We start from the raw sequence: 14,917 nt of genomic DNA, 5'->3' as shown, positions 1-14,917 counted from the left end.
ATGATCGGCAACAGAATCCATTACTAAGGTCGAACAATGGCCACGATGAATATTTCCCTCCCCGAACCCCTGAAGGAATTTGTTGATGAACAGGTGCAAGAACACGGTTATAGCACCTCCAGCGAGTATGTCCGCACCTTGATTCGTAAGGATCAGGTTCAACAGGCTGAGCTACGGATTGTCGCGCTCATGGCGGAAGGCTTGGAATCCGGCCCCGCCGTTGCCGTTGATGATGCCTATTGGAAGGCTAAACGCGAGGCTCTCCAGCAGAAGCATCCGGGGCAATGACAAAACCCGTTCGTGTCCGCCCGTTGGCCGACACAGAAATCGACGCTTTGGCGGATTATATCGCCCGCGACAACCCCCACGCGGCGCTGCGCTTTCTGGAGGCCACACAGCAAACTTTTGATCGCATTCGCGAACAACCTGGGATTGGTTCGCGGCGGTATGCCCACCTACCCATGCTGAGCGGTTTACGTTTTTGGCCAGTTGAAGGGTTTGAAAAACACTTGGTATTTTATCTCGAACGGGAAAACCATATTGACGTCCTGCTAGTTTTACACAGTGCTAGGAATGTGCCTATGATACTTCTCAACGAGGAGTGATAGTTCGGTGGATTGTCGTCAGAGCTATGCTCAAAATCTGTAGCAACAGGATTCGGAAAAAAAGCCGAAAGCCGAAAGCCGAAAGCCGACAAAAAATTTTTCTGGCCTTTAGGCGCTGGCCAGCGTTGGAAGAATTAATCCTAAATTCGGTTCTTTCATTTCCAGGCAAAGAGCAATGGCGACGTAGAAGGGTAGTGCGAGACAAGATTGATGCGTTGTTTGAGGAAACGATAAGGAGCGCCGAGGGATACTATAACTATCGATTTTCTACTCGAAAATGCAACCATCTTCATCGTATTCAAGCCGGCGAATCTCCGTTTTCTGAATATTAATCGTCCGGCTATTTAGTCACCATTGGCAATACCTAAATCCCAAAGCACATTGCATTTGCGACAGTATGCGCTCCAACTGTCTGGAACTTCTTTTCTTGAATTTTTTGTTATCGTCTTTCCAAGACAACTTGGACATGTAACATGGTATAGCTTGTAAAAAATCATGGCGAAAACCAGGCAACCATATCCAAGAATGAAAATTACGATATACCCAATAAGATGGTTATTTTTCATTAAAAAGTCTTCAGCCAGATAGACACCTGCCTGACTGCCAATCAGTAGCAATCCAAGACAAATAAAGGGTTTTTTGGGGATGGTAAACGTTTCATGTTTTTTCACGTGCATATGAGCGCCTTGTATTCCGCCTAGCCCCGAAGCGAATCAACCGGCGTGGTAGCGACGGTCGTTGTTGAGTATTGTTATGTGGCTATGACCACTATTTTGGTTCTGTGTTGCATTTTTTTGTTTTTAGTATGCACTGTTATCCAAGGCTTTGGAGTGTCCCGGCCGACTTATAGGAGAGCAGAGTTGATTCCGACAGAACGATTCCTTGATGCCATTTTTAACGAATATAACGATGCAGCAATCGAGAAAAAACATTTTCAATACAAAACAGTCGAGCCTATCAAGGCCATTTTTCTTACCGAGTTCATTATGTTGGCAGAAATGCCGGACGGGTACCCTCACTGCATTGCCATATACATGCCTCACACCGACAATTTTATTGTAATAACTGCAGTAGCCTTGCCGAATAACTGGAATTTGTTGAGCGGTTAGTAACTAATGCAGGCGGCGTTCAATTTCTCTAACAATGGCAGCTTTAGTTCGTTGTGGACTATATACAGCACAGATTTAAAGTATCGGTCATTTGCATAGCCCAACAAACAAAACCCTTCGAATTGAAAAAAAAGCCCCTTATTCAGGGGCTAAAATCGAAGGCGACTATTGATGATCGGTATCAAACTTCGCCTGTTCAAATTGTATTAGATCGTCATTGTCCACGCGCTCGTAAATCGCTTCCACGGACAAGGTCAGTTGAATCGAATCGAACGTGACGTGATCCCCCAGATAATAATACTCCGAACGCCAGTCGCGTTTCCGGCGCATCACGATGATCGAGACGATATCCTGTTCGATCAGCACATATTCCTCAAGTGCTGGAATATTGATGTAGTAAAGCAACTTTTTAGTGGTATCGATTTTACGAGTCGAATTCGATAGCACTTCGACAATCAGCAGGGGCGACGTTAGAAAATCCTCATCGCCGGCCGCATTCGTACAATCCACTACGACATCCGGATAAAAGTAGTTCTGACCGGCTTTCACCTTGGTATCGGCCATGAACGCCTCGCAAGGCCGGCCTTTTAAATGACTGCGAAACTCGCCAAGCACGTTGGCTGAAATCCGCGAATGGTTGTGATTCGCGCCGGCCATGGCCAGAACCCGGCCATCGAGATATTCGTGTTTAGTTTCGGACACGCGCTCGCTCGCGAGGTATTGCGCCTCGGTCATGAAAGACTCGCTGGATTGTAACGTCATCGCTGGTTCCGTAGAGTGTGGAGAGTGTGTGTTCATGCTGGTTTCCTCGAATTGTTATGAAAAACCGTCGGGAAAACAAGCCCCCAGACCGGGAAGCTGTTTCCCGTCCGGGCGGATTGCGATTGAATCGCGTTAAGCGTTAAAACATCCCCCTAACGCGATCGTCAGGGGGATGGGGTTAATCGCCGACAGACTGCTCGGCGTGTATTTTCCTCAGAATGCTATCGAGGACAGTCGGCAATAGCGCGCCGAACCGGCCTCGAAAGTCTAAAGGCTGTTGTTTTGCGTAACGTCTGGCCGCCAAACCTAACCGTTGTCTAACCCAAGGACTGGCCTTGAATTGGCTTCTCAGCCAGGTCAAATAGGCGTCGTCGTCGCCCGTCCAATCCGCCGGCGGCGAAAAGGGCGACTCGGGATGGCCAGGCTCCGTATCCAGCGTTTGCGCGTCGAAGACGAATTTCGAGGTCATGACGGCCGTTCGAGGTCGGTTAAAGCGTGTTCCGCTATCGAAACGGCTGCCAGATGTCCATCAGGGGCAATCTCCACCACGAATCGGTTGCCGTGCAACACTTTGCATCCGGTTAGATCCGGCATCAGCCGTTTCAACGCGTCGGCGGGATCATCGGCGGTATTCGCCACGATGAAGCAGCCGAATTGCTCGACGTCCTGATCGTGACAGGAACCTTGATAGTCATCGTCGTTCTCGCAGAAACGCGACACCTGTTCCAGCACGTCACCCCACTTTTCCTGGCAGGGAATCAGGACGATATCGTCTTGCTCGTTGCCGGTATAAGCACCGTGTGCGTCGATATCAACACTATCGGCGCCGATCCGAATCCGGTAAGCCCGGCAAAACACCGCGGTCACCCAAACCCAGATGCCTTGAAATTGCGCGCGATGTGACTCCTCAAGGATCTCACTCCGCACTTCTTCTTGGCTCAAGTGCCGCAGGTAGGGCTGTACCCAATGCCCGGCGTCGAATCGGTTATCGATAAGCACCCAGCCCTTTTTCCAAGCCAGCAGGTATCGCAAGGCCCCATCGGACTGGAGATCGTCGTCAATCGTCACCAATTGCACTTGTCCGCTTTTGACGGCGGACTGGGTAATTGGTTGGTCAACCATTTCCAGAAAGTCGCCAAACAGGTCGGTATCGCAGACCGGCGGCCGTTGGATGCGGGAGACTAGCGCTTTGGGCAGTTGGTCGACATCGTTGAGTAAGTGTATCAAGCCGCACTCGCGTAGCACCGGGTAGTAGGTCAGGAAATCGTCCGCGCTCAAGGCCGTTTTCAGTGCCATGAGCTGGCTTTCGACCGCCGCGGCGATCGCCTCATGGATCAGCTTAATCACATCGGCTTCATCCACCAATTTGTCGCGATCCGGTAAGCGGGCCATGAATTGAGCGCTATCCAGATGCACGATATTGCCAAGGTGGCTGGTGTCTCCGATACGGTAATAGTGGCCTCGATATACCGGTAGGCCTTGCAAATACACCAAGCAATCCCGGTAATACCGATACGAATCGATCAGGTTGATCAAGCGAATTTCGCCGACCGGCGATGCCACAAACTCCGCCGCCCCGATAGAATCGATGGCGTTGGGTCGCGGTAGCGAGACTCCGTTAAAATGCACCGGAATTGGAAAACCGGCCGCTAATTCCTCCAGGGTATTTTTGAGTTTACCTGGGTCGATATCGACCAGCCGGATTTCGGTCAGACCGTTCCAATCGGTCACCGGCGAAACCTCCACCGGTTGAAACCCCAGGATATGATCGGTATCGACCGAAAAACACCCGCCTTTACTGGATAACCCCAGGTGCCGGCAGGCGAAGATCGCGGATAGAAAACCGACGCCAAAGGCGTGTTCGGTAATGACCCAGACGGTGTCCTGTCCGGAAATTTGGTAAACCGACATCAACCGTCCGCCTTCTGCCAATGCGGCTTCGTTTAATGCACGATCCTCGTCGCATAGATCACCCCAATCGCCGCAGGCGTGGCGTGAGAGCAAGTGGCCTGGATCGAGCAGCGTCTTTTGCAGCAGGGCTACCGCACCGGGCGTTGCCACGGTGATACCGAGCGGGAAGGGCCGCTTTTGCGGTTGGTTCCGGATCAGACGGACGGCGTAGCTTTCAGCTACCCTTGCGTCGATTTCCTCCGAAAACCTGACCGTCCAATGCCGAATATCTTCAACATCGGCCGTGTCAGGCACAGTCACGCGGAGAGGCTCCAGGATGTTACGACCTTGACTTTCATAGTCGGCCGTCAATACCCATTCGCATCCCCAAAGGGTTAAATAGACATAAGCTTTCTTCGGTCCGACCGCGGTGGCGTAGCACTTGGTGGCAATGGCCACACTGTCAAGTGCGATCCAGTCGCGGTTTGTCAACGATTGCTGTACGGTGCGTTTAATGGCATCGCCAGGGATTTGTCGGTGGTCTGTCATGGTTTTCTCCTCAGAAAATGTCCCGACAAGCCTCACCCAAACGGGTAGGGTACCCGTCGGGGTTAAATACAATGTCAATCGCGCCCGGTTACTGCAGTGCGTGCCAATACCGCGTCGCTTCAGCTTCAGACAAAAAAGCGGCCTTCTGCCGGTCGTTCACCCAAACTTGCCAGGGTAAATCGTCGTTTTCGCACTCGATTAACCCGTGCTTGTCGACGGGCAAGGCAAAGCGTTGGCCTTGAATGAAGGCAGCAAACGCATTTGCCCGCCGTTTGTTTACAAAGCCAGCATGGACTTGGCCGTCGATCGTGACCGACCACGGATAATCGACGTGGACCCCTTTTTGGATGGCAACGTCGCCGACCCGAAAGGTCGGGTGCTGGTAAAGGGTCCGAAACGGACTGTCAATCCGCACGATGCAGTGGTCCAAAATAGCCGGACCACCGATTTCACCGGGTTCGATCAGCAACGGCACCTTGATGTTGCCGCTAGATCGACCGATTCGGCCGATGACATCGTTCTCGTCGAACCAGGACTGTCCCGTTGCCGGGTCGCCATAGTACAAACGGATTTTCCGTTGCGTACCCTGGACCTCCTCAAGTAGATCGATGACGTCTTGTCGTGTGTCCTCGTGATAACAGGTGCCGGACGGCAGACGCTGATAGCGAACTGTCTTTCCGTGACTGGTCTGTTCAATAATGGGATTTCGCATGATGTTCTCCAGTTGAAGCGGGAACACCACGCCCCAGTCGGGAACAGGTATTCCCGCAGGGTAAGGTACTGGTGAGACCAGTAGTTAACTTAAAATAGGGTCGGTCTTTGGCTTAATCGAGGAGTAAGCTTGACGCCAATACCTTTTCACAATAAGCCATGCTCAGCGAATGAATACACGGTTTCGCCGACGATGAAGTGATCAAGTACGCGAACGTCAATCAAGGCCAAGGCTTCTTTAAGTTTTGCTGTAATCGCGCGATCGGCCCGACTAGGTTCGCTAATCCCCGACGGGTGGTTATGCGCCATAATCAGAGCTGCCGCATTATGGCGCAGCGCAACTTTGACCACTTCGCGCGGATACACGCTAGCGCCGTCAATCGTCCCCCGGAACAATTCATCGCAAGCGATAACGCGATGTTGATTGTCCAAGAACAAACACAGAAATACTTCGTGCTCGTATGGCGCCAACTTCAATTTGATACAGTCCTTCGCATCGTCCGGACTGGTCAAGGCTTCGCCTCGACTGAACGTGCGGTTGTAGATCTGAATGGCCTCCAAGATGACATCCTGTTCATCGGCCATACGATAACGATTATTGGTTCCTCGAATGAATAACATGGGCTTTCTCCCGGAATCTTAAAACGTGGAGAAAGCCGTCCCCTTCCGGGGTGGACTTTCTCCGGAAGGGTTATCAAAAATGTTCAAAGCCTCGTCAGCGATGCCTGACGACGGTCAACGTCGGCAGAACATATTTTGCTAAAGAGGCTTAATTACGACGCCAAAGGCAGATCTTGAGTGGACTCCAAGGAATCAATCCATTCCAGCAAATTGCGGTTGGCGGGTTCATTCGTCAACATCGCATCCGGATCGATCCCACGGCTGGCCAGCACCGTGCTCATCGCCTGGGTTAAAAGGGTGTTGCCTTGTTCCCGTTCCGACTCGCCGCCGTATTTGATGGCCCAAAAGGGATCGAAGCGTAAGTGTCTGGTACCGCTTGGACACTGTTTATTCACCTCGGCATGAAACGCCCGATCGAGCGATTCCGCCTGATCGAACTGCTGCCAGAAACCTGGACCGGCTTGGGTATCCACCGGGGGTAACCAACGTCGCCGACAGCCAACCCAACGGTTCATGCGGTCGATCAAGGTTTTGCTTTTCGGAAAAAAATGGATGGTTCCGGCGCCCGGATAGTAGCGAACGTCAAAGTAATTACTGCTGATCCGCTCACCCTGCTTAAGCGCACTGAAATGCTGCCTAAACACCGATACCAAACTCACTTCCGCTTCGGTCTTGCCGTCGAGCAAGGCAAATACCTTGTCGAAATCGGCTAGAAGTTGCTCCGAATTCCAGTCAAGACCTGTGTGGTAGGACTCGACTTTATGCCCTGGCAGTACAAAGCGTGTGGTCTTGATCCGCATCCCCAGCGTGCGGTGTTTATCATTGGATTTCCACCCCATGTAATACACTGCATTGTCGCTGTGGTAGCGCGTGATCAGATCGAACACATCGCAGACCATGCTCAGTTGAATTTCACCTTGCTGATCGATGATGCCTTGCAGAAAGCCGTAAATATTCGCTACGGTAAATTCCAAAGACTTGATCGTTTCGAAATCCGATTCCAAACGTTTTTGCGCCGTCGATGACAATCGTGACGTGACCTGAGTCGAACGCAGAATGTTGCTCCATGCTCGATTTTTCAGATCTTGATACCGTTCGAATAGCGTCTGCTTCACCGCATCCAATGACGAATCGTCTACAGTGTGTAGCCCGCCACCACTCAGCTCGCCAAGGGTTTTGCCCAGCATGGCTCGATAGCGGCTGGCACGGGCTTCACTGAATACAGCCTGCCGTGTGGCTTCAAACGCGGCATCGAACATCAATACCGCGTTATCGATAAAAGCAGTAGGTAAGGCCAATTCATGAGGCACATGAAATGCGCTGGCCAACTCCTCCGCTTCCCTTCGATCCTGGCGCAAGTCGTCCAGAATATTGCCGAGAATGTCCCGTTCAAAGGTTGAGGTTTTTTTCAACCAGATCAGGGCAATTTCGACGTTGGTTTTGCGTTCGGCATCCTCGCCGGCGAACATGTCCGATAAGAACTCCACCTCGCCATGCTGTTCGATCAAACGCACTAACAGCTGGCGTTCTTTCGAAAACGGATTCCGTAGGGTTTCGGCATTGAGAATGGCGACGATTTCAGCGTCGAACATGATGTCCCATGCCTTCAGCACGTGCTGAGCACCGGCTGCAAAGGGCGGGTTCATAATGCAGTGCGAGTAACCGCTGCCGTTTTGAAACTGCAGGAAATCCAAGCCCACCACGGTGTAGCCTTGTTCCCGCAACACGGCATGCTTACGGATGTCGATTTCGACGCAATCAATCGGTACCCGTTGGTACTGTTTGAATGGCTTGGCTTTGAGCAAATGCCCTTCGCCGGCCGATGGATCCAGGACCCGCACAAATCTGGTGTCCCTGAACTTTGCCCAAGCCCGGATACTCAGCGCTTCCGTCGAGGCATAATATTGAAAGGGGTCTCTCATGACATTCTCCAAAAAAAGGGGAATGCCACGCCCCGGTCGGGAACAGACATTCCCGCAGGGATTGATAATGAGGCTCGCCGCGGATACCGCGAAAAGCCGAAGGATGTTTAAGCGGCTGGGTCTGAATCAGACAACCCCAGTGCTTGTTTAGCTAACGTTAACAATTGGTCCAAATCGTCCCAATCGATACTGCCGCCGGCATCTTTACCGCGCTGGTAGGCGTCGATCAGACCGCGGCACACCGCCATCGCGGTGCGTTCTTGACGTAGCTTCACCACCGAGGCATCGGCCTTGGGCCAGACGTCGACCGCTTCGACCTGCCAACGCAGGGTTTTGCCGTCGACTTCCTCGAAGTCGTCGAACAACAGCGGCATTTCCGGGGTGTCGTCCCAGATGGTACCGTCGTCGAAGGCGGCTTCGGCAACCGCTTGCGCGCCGTCTGCCGACTCTGCGACGATGCCGACCACCACCCGGTGCTTGTAATCGAGGGTGTACGTCACGGCGTAGGCCGGTGATGGGTTCTCCTCGGTCAGCACCTCGCTGTGGTAAGGTGAGATTTCGGCATTGCACGATGGGCAACGGTCGTTGCAGGCGCCATTCCATTCGTCGTCCCATTCGATCTGGCAATAGGGACAACGGTATTGGTTCAGATACAGAATCTCCGAAACCGGAGCTGGTAAGAATGACATAGCAATACCCTCCGTGATCGGCGGGAACCGCCACCCTGCAGGATGGAGTCCCGCCAGGGTGAATAAAAAACCGCCGGCCGCGCGGGCAAACGGTTGCACTTTAAATAAGTCGTTGTAAGGTCTGCGTACGCTTCCTTTTTTCAAGGTACGACGATGAACCCGATAGTGACCCGATTAGTGAACTGGGTGAAGTGGCTGGATCGAATCATCGATCCACCACCTAAACCCAGGCCGCAACCCGAACCAAAACCAATGGCGATTCTGGTGGGGCCCGGCAAACGCCACTTCGATTTGTATCGAAAAATCCTGGCGGATTTGAACGATGCCGAAGTCGGTGTGTTAATCAAGCTGCGCGATCCCAAGGTTGCAGGACCGCTGTTAGCCCGCATCCGCACGCTCCGGCAGGAGACGATCGTTGAGATTGCGCCTCAGCTCGGGCTCGATATCGAGCGGGAACTGAAGAGCAACAACGTATTCCACCTGCCTTCGGATACCAGGCTGCACTGACCGCCGATTAATGTACGGCCGAATGCGGGGTACTTTTGCCGCTGCCAAGCGCTTTGCGCAATTCAGAGACTGGATTCGGCCGTTTAGCCGGTCCTTCCACCTGCGTTTTGCGGCGCTTTTTCGCCGGTTGTGCGAGCAACGCCTGCGTTTCGGCCAAACTGAGTTGCAAATTGGCTATTTCAATGTCCGCAAGCATAATCGCTTGGGTTTTCTGTTTAACCTGCAGCTCGATATCGAGTGCTTCGAGCCGGTAGGTCGGACGGTTGTTGCGTTCCAAAATACCCTGCCTTACGGTTTGGGATAAGGTTTCCCAATCCGTTGCCGGCAGGCTGTTTTGTGCGGTAAAGCGGGGTGGTAGTAGGGCAGGCATTACCGAAGCTTGGCGCAAGCGTGCGCTTTGCCATAACGCCCAGTGCTGGCTAAACCAGAGCCGGGCGGACTTGAGAGTATGCCAGATCACCCGGATGGCCAGGATGAATAGGGCAAGAATGATGGTGCCTAAAATGAAGTGCATTGAAACCTCCTTCCGCAATGGAAGAACATGCTTCAAACGCACGACCCGGTTCGGGCGGTGGCGCCCGAAGCGGGATGGATAAAGGCTTGTAACAAGCCCGATTAAGGATCGGCATTAACGCAACCGATACAAGCAAAACGGATTTTGCTCGCCGCCTGAAGACGGAACGCCGGCAGAAGCCGGAATCAGCATTCTCGAAAGAACGCATGAAGTCGATTTTTTCATGTCCCGTCGCGGACGACGCATGAAAAAACCGGCTGATATCGCACGCACCCACTGTAGCCCGATCCGGCCGGGCGTGCAATAGGGAAGGGTGTCGATACGGGCAGGACTTCATCAAGAATGAAGTTCTGGCCACGCATCGACACGATTCAAGTCACCTAACCGCTCACGCCGCCAATAGCATGGCTTTGGACAGTGCGAACAGCTGAGGCCTCAATTCAGTCAGGTTATGAATGGTGAGAGCGACCGGAAACAAATGGCCGACCTCCACCCCTAAGCCTATGCCGAGGGTTTCGATGCCGCTGTCACGGCAACGCTTTAAGATCGACAGCGTGCCCGGTAAATCGTTGGGTACGCCGTCGGTCACCATTAGCAGCAGTTTGCGCGGTTCGCGGCATTGCAGCAATTGCGCCGCGGCAAACCAAACGGCTTGCGTCATCGGCGTGGTATAGGCCGAAAATACCGAAAAACGTCCCAAACTGTCGCGGATTTTTTCGCCGTGCCTTAACAGCTGGTGCACCGAGTCATCGTCGGCGCCGGGAAAGGCGGTGATCGCCGGATTGACGCCTTGAATGCTCTCCAGCGCAAGGACTAAGGCCATCGACGCTTCCAGGGCCAGGGTCAGCAAGCTCACTTTTTCGCCCTGAATGACAAGGGTTTCGCCCATGCTTTCGGATTTGTCCAACAAGATATGCACCGCACAATTGGGCGCAACTCGCTGCCTGGATCGGCAAAACACCCGTGTATCGCCCAACGCGAGTTTGGTTAAGCGGCGAGGATCAATACGCCGACCGTTTCGCACGGCTTGCGGCCGATTTTGGCGGTGGGATTGCACCGCACTTTGCAACGCGACGCGCAGAGCTTTGCTGTTCTGCTCCACCCGGTTTGCCAAAGCTTGGCCGACTAGCCGACTGCCTTTCGGAAACAGCCCGACCGGTAGCGTACATTTTCCGGCCGAATCCGGCGCCAAACCCAGTTGCGATTTCGCCGTCTCGAACCAATCCTGTTCCAGGTCTTGCTCGGATAGCGTGTTGAGCTGGTCCATTAAGGACGTTCGCTCCGCGCTGTCTTGGTTGGCCGGCTCCTCAGTTCCGGATGGTGGGTTGGGCGAGTTCGCCGAACCGTTTCCGGGGTCGCCGTCCTGATCGGACGGTGCAGAATCTTCCGGGTTGCTGCCGTTTTGCTCGTTCTCTGCGTCCGAATCGGACGAGGGTTGATCGTCCTTTGCCGAGTCCGTGTCGGATTGACGGGTGTTGTCATCCTCCGGGTCCGTATCCGACTGGTCGTCAGACGCGGTAGCCGCTGGTTTCGCACATTCCTCTTCGAGCATCGCCAAAATCCGATCGGTCAGATCCAGACAGTCGCGTTCACAGGTTAAACCCTCCGGTACTTCCGACAATAAGCCTTCCAAGCGAATCAAAGTGCCGCGTGGAAAACATGCACGCAAGGCCTCTCGGGTGGCGTCGACTAAGGGTTCGAGTATCGTTTGACCCAACACCTTGGCCCGAAGCCGTTTCAGAATGTAGCCGAACAGGACATTGCCGGGATGATCGGATGCGGTCTGGGCCGTTAAGCGACCTTCGGTCAACATCTGTTCCACCATCCTTGCCAGGGTCAAGCGGGTGCCCGGATAGACCTTGGCCAGTTCATGCTCAATGCGCACGTCTTCGATCGCGTTGCAGAGGCGCCGGCGCAGGACCGAGTCACCAAAATCGAGCTGAAAGTCCGAATACCGAACATGCGCCGCTTCGTGGGCCAGATAGCCCCACGCGTAGTTCTGGTACTGCGGATCGGACCCGTTGTAGCCCGGTAGTTGTATCGATTGGCCGTCGGTGTAGGCTTCAGTACCGCCGACCGCGACCGAAATGCCAAAGCGGTTGCCGATCGCGGCCGCCACAATGGGAAACGCGCGTTCTAAAGTTTGATGCATGGCTTGCTCCTTAAAAAACAAGGGGCAAGCCACAGCCACGAGGGGCGTGTTGCATTGCCCCGATAGGGTGATTAAAAAACGCTTAGAACCAGAATTCGGTAACCGCTTCCGCCGGTAGTTCGGATTCGTCGGTGCCGTGGGTTTCTGGTTCGTTGTCGGATCCGTACGCTTGCGCAGCCAACGCTGGCGTTGCAACGGGCAGAGCCGGCCGCGAAGCGATGTCGGCAAAGGAGTGAGCTTCGCCTTCACCGTCATCGTCGGTAAACAGATCGTCTAACAAGCCGGCAAACAGATCGTCCGGGTCCACCATGGGCGGCTCCTTCGGTTCGAGCAGGCTGGTTTGCACTGGGGCGAGCACGGCTGCCGATATCGGCGATGCCGGATGCCCTGACGACAACACGTCATCCGCGTCTTCGTCGTTCGTTACCTTGGACGGGTTCGACGACAAGCCTTCACCGTGACGGCGAAGCTTGTCGGGATCGGCCAATAGCATGGTCATTGCCATGATCTCCTGCAGCAAGGCCCCCTCGATCGCGCCGCGATTGGGGATTTCTTGCAGTACGCCATCGATCCAGGTGACGATCGGTGCCACGCGATAATCCAAAAAGCTCAAGCCATCCAGTTTGTCGCGAATCCGCTTAATCGGCCGCAACGCATTCCGGGTGACCTGATCTTTTCCGATCAAGGATTGTTCCAGCAATAACTCGGCGTCGTTGGCCACTTCGTGAAACAACTGGCCGCCGATCGAATCGATTTGCTGTTCCAGCCGTGCCACATCTTTCTGGCTGGAGGCTTCCGGTTGTCGGATGGCGACCACCATGAAGTCGAAACCCAACTTCGTGGCCACGTACGCCATAGGGTCGATCGCCTTTTCGATAATGCCGGCAAAGCTCGGATGCTTTTTGATCCAATCGCGCACGGCGTCGTCGTAGCCGGCCAGGAACTTCGCTTTATTAACCACGAATTCCTGAGCGACTTTTTCCAGCTCGCTCACGATGGCGTCCGCGTGTTCGACCGGCACCACAAAACCGCCCATGAAGCGGGTGCCGACCCGTAAACAGTGGCGTTCCGCCGCTTTTTTCAAGCGATTGAAGTCCGCCAACTGGTCGGGATCGAGCAAACGTTTCGAGCCTAAGCTGGCCAAGTCCTCGGGCGGTAATTCACTGCCGTCGGCCAGTACCAGATCTTCTTTGCGCAATTTTTTCCGCGCGCCGTAGATGTTGGCTTGGATTTTGATCAAGACCACACGGTCCAATATTTGATTACACTGCGTCATAGTGCCTCCTTAAAAGAGGCCTACGACAGCCCCGGAGGGCAGTGTAAGCCCCTTCCGGGTTGATAAAGCCTGTTGAAAGGCGGGTTCAAAAAAGTAAAAACCGTGACCGGTTAAAACCAGTCACTGTCCATTTCGCCTAAAGCGGCAACCAGATCCAAGGACGGCAACAGCAAGCCTAGCGCTTCAGCCACAGGCCGGATCTGCACTAGGTCGGTACCGAATAGCTGTAACACCTCGGATTCCTGGTGTAAGTTGGTCGAGGTTTCGCGAGACGCATCGGTGACAATGCCCACGTCGATGCCGACGAAGCCGGCTTTTTTCAACGCCGTTAGCCATAACCAGGGGGCAATGCCGTGTTCCGGGTGTATTTGGCCGCTGGTGTCAAAGCCGCGGCCGATTTCACTTAAACGCAGCAGCGAGTCCCAATCCGGCCAACCCACATAACTCAAACCAAGGTCTTGCTGCCAGCGGTCGATACAAGATCGCCACTGATGTAAGGCGTGGTTTACGGCAAAGACGACCGGTTGCGGTGCGCGGCATTCGACTTGCCAATACAGCACCGACATGTCACACCTGCCAATCGCTGCCGAACACGTCTTGCGCCAACCGATGGATGGCCTCGCGTTCGGCCGCATCCCCCCGCAGAACCAGCGCCCGATCCAAGGCATAGGCCAGGGCGTTCGGGGAACCTTTGTAGTTGGCACTGAGCTGGGCCCAACGCAACAAGCTGCGGGTCGACATGGTGATCGAGAGCAGACCAGACGAATCGCTGCCGCCAATAAAGACCTTGCGGATCTCGTTGGCCAGCTGAATCATGCGTTCCCGAATGCTCAGGGGCATGGTCGGGACCGTGCGTTCCAGCATACTCATTTCGTCGTCCGGTTCCGGATAGCCCACTTCCATCAAACGAAAGCGGTCCATAAAGGCCACGCTTTGACGCATCACCCCTTGATACAAGCCCGACTGGTCGCCGGCGCCGGCACTGTTGCCGGTTGCAACCAGACGGAACTTCGGGTGCGGCATGACGACTTCGTCGGTGGCCGCAATCATCAGCGGTTTGCCTTCGACGATATCGTTCAAACCCAGCAACTCGGCCGGGTCGGTCGCATCGATTTCGTTGAGCAAGAGCACGTGGCCGTGGCGCACGGCGCTGGTCAACGGGCCGTCGGTCCATTTCATCGTGCCGTTGCCGGTTAAGACGAATTGGCCCAACAAATCGTTGAACTCAAGCCGGCCATGACCGGCAACGGCATGCACACCCCAGTGTAAGCGGGCGGCGGCTTGCTCAACCAACGAGGTTTTACCGGAGCCCGTGGGTCCGGTGATATACAGTCCATCGCCATTCGGATTCCGAAAGAACGCCAGGACGTCGCGCAATGGCTCGCGCCGAAACACATACGGTTTTTGGACCGGCACGAATGGATTATTTGCCGGGACAAAGCCTTCGACGGTCATCGAGGCCGGTGCGGATACGCCGAAGGTATCGGCGACGGAATACTGTTGGTACATACTGCCTCCTGATTTAAGAGTGACTCCCGAAATAGAAGGCGTGCGCCCCCGGTAGGGAAGCGAACCTCCCTTGCGGGGTTGATTAATGAGTCATAGCGGTT

General features: G+C 54.2%; 17 protein-coding genes. 4 read left to right on the top strand and 13 right to left on the bottom strand.

Annotated features, from left to right (window positions below):
• Positions 1-36: 36 nt before the first annotated feature.
• Together C2U68_RS07515 and C2U68_RS07510 are read left to right on the top strand one after the other, a co-directional pair.
• Complete coding sequence (locus tag C2U68_RS07515; protein ID WP_064023802.1) at positions 37-288, top strand: type II toxin-antitoxin system ParD family antitoxin; 252 nt, start codon at positions 37-39, stop codon at positions 286-288.
• Positions 285-605, top strand: coding sequence for a type II toxin-antitoxin system RelE/ParE family toxin (locus C2U68_RS07510; RefSeq protein ID WP_140911880.1), 321 nt, complete (start codon positions 285-287; stop codon positions 603-605). Before C2U68_RS07515 ends, C2U68_RS07510 begins: the two co-directional genes overlap by 4 nt.
• 344 nt (positions 606-949) lie before the next feature.
• Here C2U68_RS07510 and C2U68_RS07505 read toward each other — a convergent pair whose 3' ends face one another.
• Entirely contained in the window at positions 950-1,276 is a 327-nt protein-coding gene (locus C2U68_RS07505; protein WP_140911879.1) for a hypothetical protein, read from the bottom strand.
• A gap of 189 nt (positions 1,277-1,465) precedes the next feature.
• Between C2U68_RS07505 and C2U68_RS07500 the strand changes: the two genes are divergently transcribed.
• A complete protein-coding gene (locus C2U68_RS07500) occupies positions 1,466-1,714 on the top strand; it encodes a hypothetical protein (RefSeq protein ID WP_140911878.1) in 249 nt (82 codons plus the stop codon).
• Positions 1,715-1,879: 165 nt separating this feature from the next.
• Here the strand turns inward: C2U68_RS07500 and C2U68_RS07495 are convergent, their stop codons facing one another.
• The 7 genes from C2U68_RS07495 to C2U68_RS07465 all read right to left on the bottom strand — a co-directional run bounded on the left by C2U68_RS07495 (position 1,880) and on the right by C2U68_RS07465 (position 8,858).
• The gene (locus C2U68_RS07495) at positions 1,880-2,476 is read right to left on the bottom strand and encodes a Uma2 family endonuclease (RefSeq protein ID WP_064023805.1); all 597 of its coding nucleotides are present in this window, start codon (positions 2,474-2,476) and stop codon (positions 1,880-1,882) included.
• Positions 2,477-2,654: 178 nt separating this feature from the next.
• Positions 2,655-2,945 carry a hypothetical protein gene (locus tag C2U68_RS07490; protein ID WP_140911877.1) on the bottom strand — a complete coding sequence of 97 codons (291 nt, stop codon included), beginning with the start codon at positions 2,943-2,945 and terminating at the stop codon, positions 2,655-2,657.
• Positions 2,942-4,915 (bottom strand): hypothetical protein, encoded by a 1,974-nt coding sequence (locus C2U68_RS21135; RefSeq protein ID WP_186289531.1) that lies wholly within the window; start codon positions 4,913-4,915, stop codon positions 2,942-2,944. The genes C2U68_RS07490 and C2U68_RS21135 overlap by 4 nt, the downstream gene beginning before the upstream one ends.
• A gap of 88 nt (positions 4,916-5,003) precedes the next feature.
• A complete protein-coding gene (locus C2U68_RS07480; RefSeq protein ID WP_186289530.1) occupies positions 5,004-5,627 on the bottom strand; it encodes a hypothetical protein in 624 nt (207 codons plus the stop codon).
• Positions 5,628-5,773: 146 nt separating this feature from the next.
• On the bottom strand, positions 5,774-6,247 hold the full coding sequence (gene radC / locus C2U68_RS07475; protein ID WP_140911876.1) for a RadC family protein: 474 nt from the start codon (positions 6,245-6,247) through the stop codon (positions 5,774-5,776).
• A gap of 152 nt (positions 6,248-6,399) precedes the next feature.
• Complete coding sequence (locus tag C2U68_RS07470; RefSeq protein WP_140911875.1) at positions 6,400-8,169, bottom strand: DUF4942 domain-containing protein; 1,770 nt, start codon at positions 8,167-8,169, stop codon at positions 6,400-6,402.
• Positions 8,170-8,276: 107 nt separating this feature from the next.
• Positions 8,277-8,858, bottom strand: coding sequence for a hypothetical protein (locus C2U68_RS07465; RefSeq protein WP_140911874.1), 582 nt, complete (start codon positions 8,856-8,858; stop codon positions 8,277-8,279).
• Between the two features lie 153 nt (positions 8,859-9,011).
• Between C2U68_RS07465 and C2U68_RS07460 the strand changes: the two genes are divergently transcribed.
• On the top strand, positions 9,012-9,365 hold the full coding sequence (locus C2U68_RS07460; RefSeq protein WP_140911873.1) for a hypothetical protein: 354 nt from the start codon (positions 9,012-9,014) through the stop codon (positions 9,363-9,365).
• A 7-nt stretch (positions 9,366-9,372) separates the two neighbouring features.
• Here the strand turns inward: C2U68_RS07460 and C2U68_RS07455 are convergent, their stop codons facing one another.
• From C2U68_RS07455 to C2U68_RS07435, 5 genes are all read right to left on the bottom strand, one after another.
• Positions 9,373-9,879 carry a hypothetical protein gene (locus tag C2U68_RS07455; protein ID WP_140911872.1) on the bottom strand — a complete coding sequence of 169 codons (507 nt, stop codon included), beginning with the start codon at positions 9,877-9,879 and terminating at the stop codon, positions 9,373-9,375.
• Between the two features lie 388 nt (positions 9,880-10,267).
• Positions 10,268-12,031, bottom strand: a complete 1,764-nt coding sequence (locus C2U68_RS07450) for a VWA domain-containing protein (RefSeq protein ID WP_140911871.1) — start codon at positions 12,029-12,031, stop codon at positions 10,268-10,270.
• 82 nt (positions 12,032-12,113) lie between these two features.
• Positions 12,114-13,307: a DUF3150 domain-containing protein gene (locus C2U68_RS07445; RefSeq protein WP_140911870.1), complete on the bottom strand. Its 1,194-nt coding sequence runs from the start codon at positions 13,305-13,307 to the stop codon at positions 12,114-12,116.
• A 110-nt stretch (positions 13,308-13,417) separates the two neighbouring features.
• Positions 13,418-13,873 carry a hypothetical protein gene (locus tag C2U68_RS07440; RefSeq protein WP_140911869.1) on the bottom strand — a complete coding sequence of 152 codons (456 nt, stop codon included), beginning with the start codon at positions 13,871-13,873 and terminating at the stop codon, positions 13,418-13,420.
• A gap of 1 nt (position 13,874) precedes the next feature.
• Positions 13,875-14,816: an AAA family ATPase gene (locus C2U68_RS07435; RefSeq protein WP_064028483.1), complete on the bottom strand. Its 942-nt coding sequence runs from the start codon at positions 14,814-14,816 to the stop codon at positions 13,875-13,877.
• Positions 14,817-14,917: the final 101 nt, after the last annotated feature.

The organism is Methylomonas koyamae (genome assembly GCF_006483455.1).
GTDB classification, from domain to species: domain Bacteria; phylum Pseudomonadota; class Gammaproteobacteria; order Methylococcales; family Methylomonadaceae; genus Methylomonas; species Methylomonas koyamae_B.
Note: the sequence above shows the minus strand (reverse complement) of the source record. Positions and strands in the feature narration are given on the sequence as shown.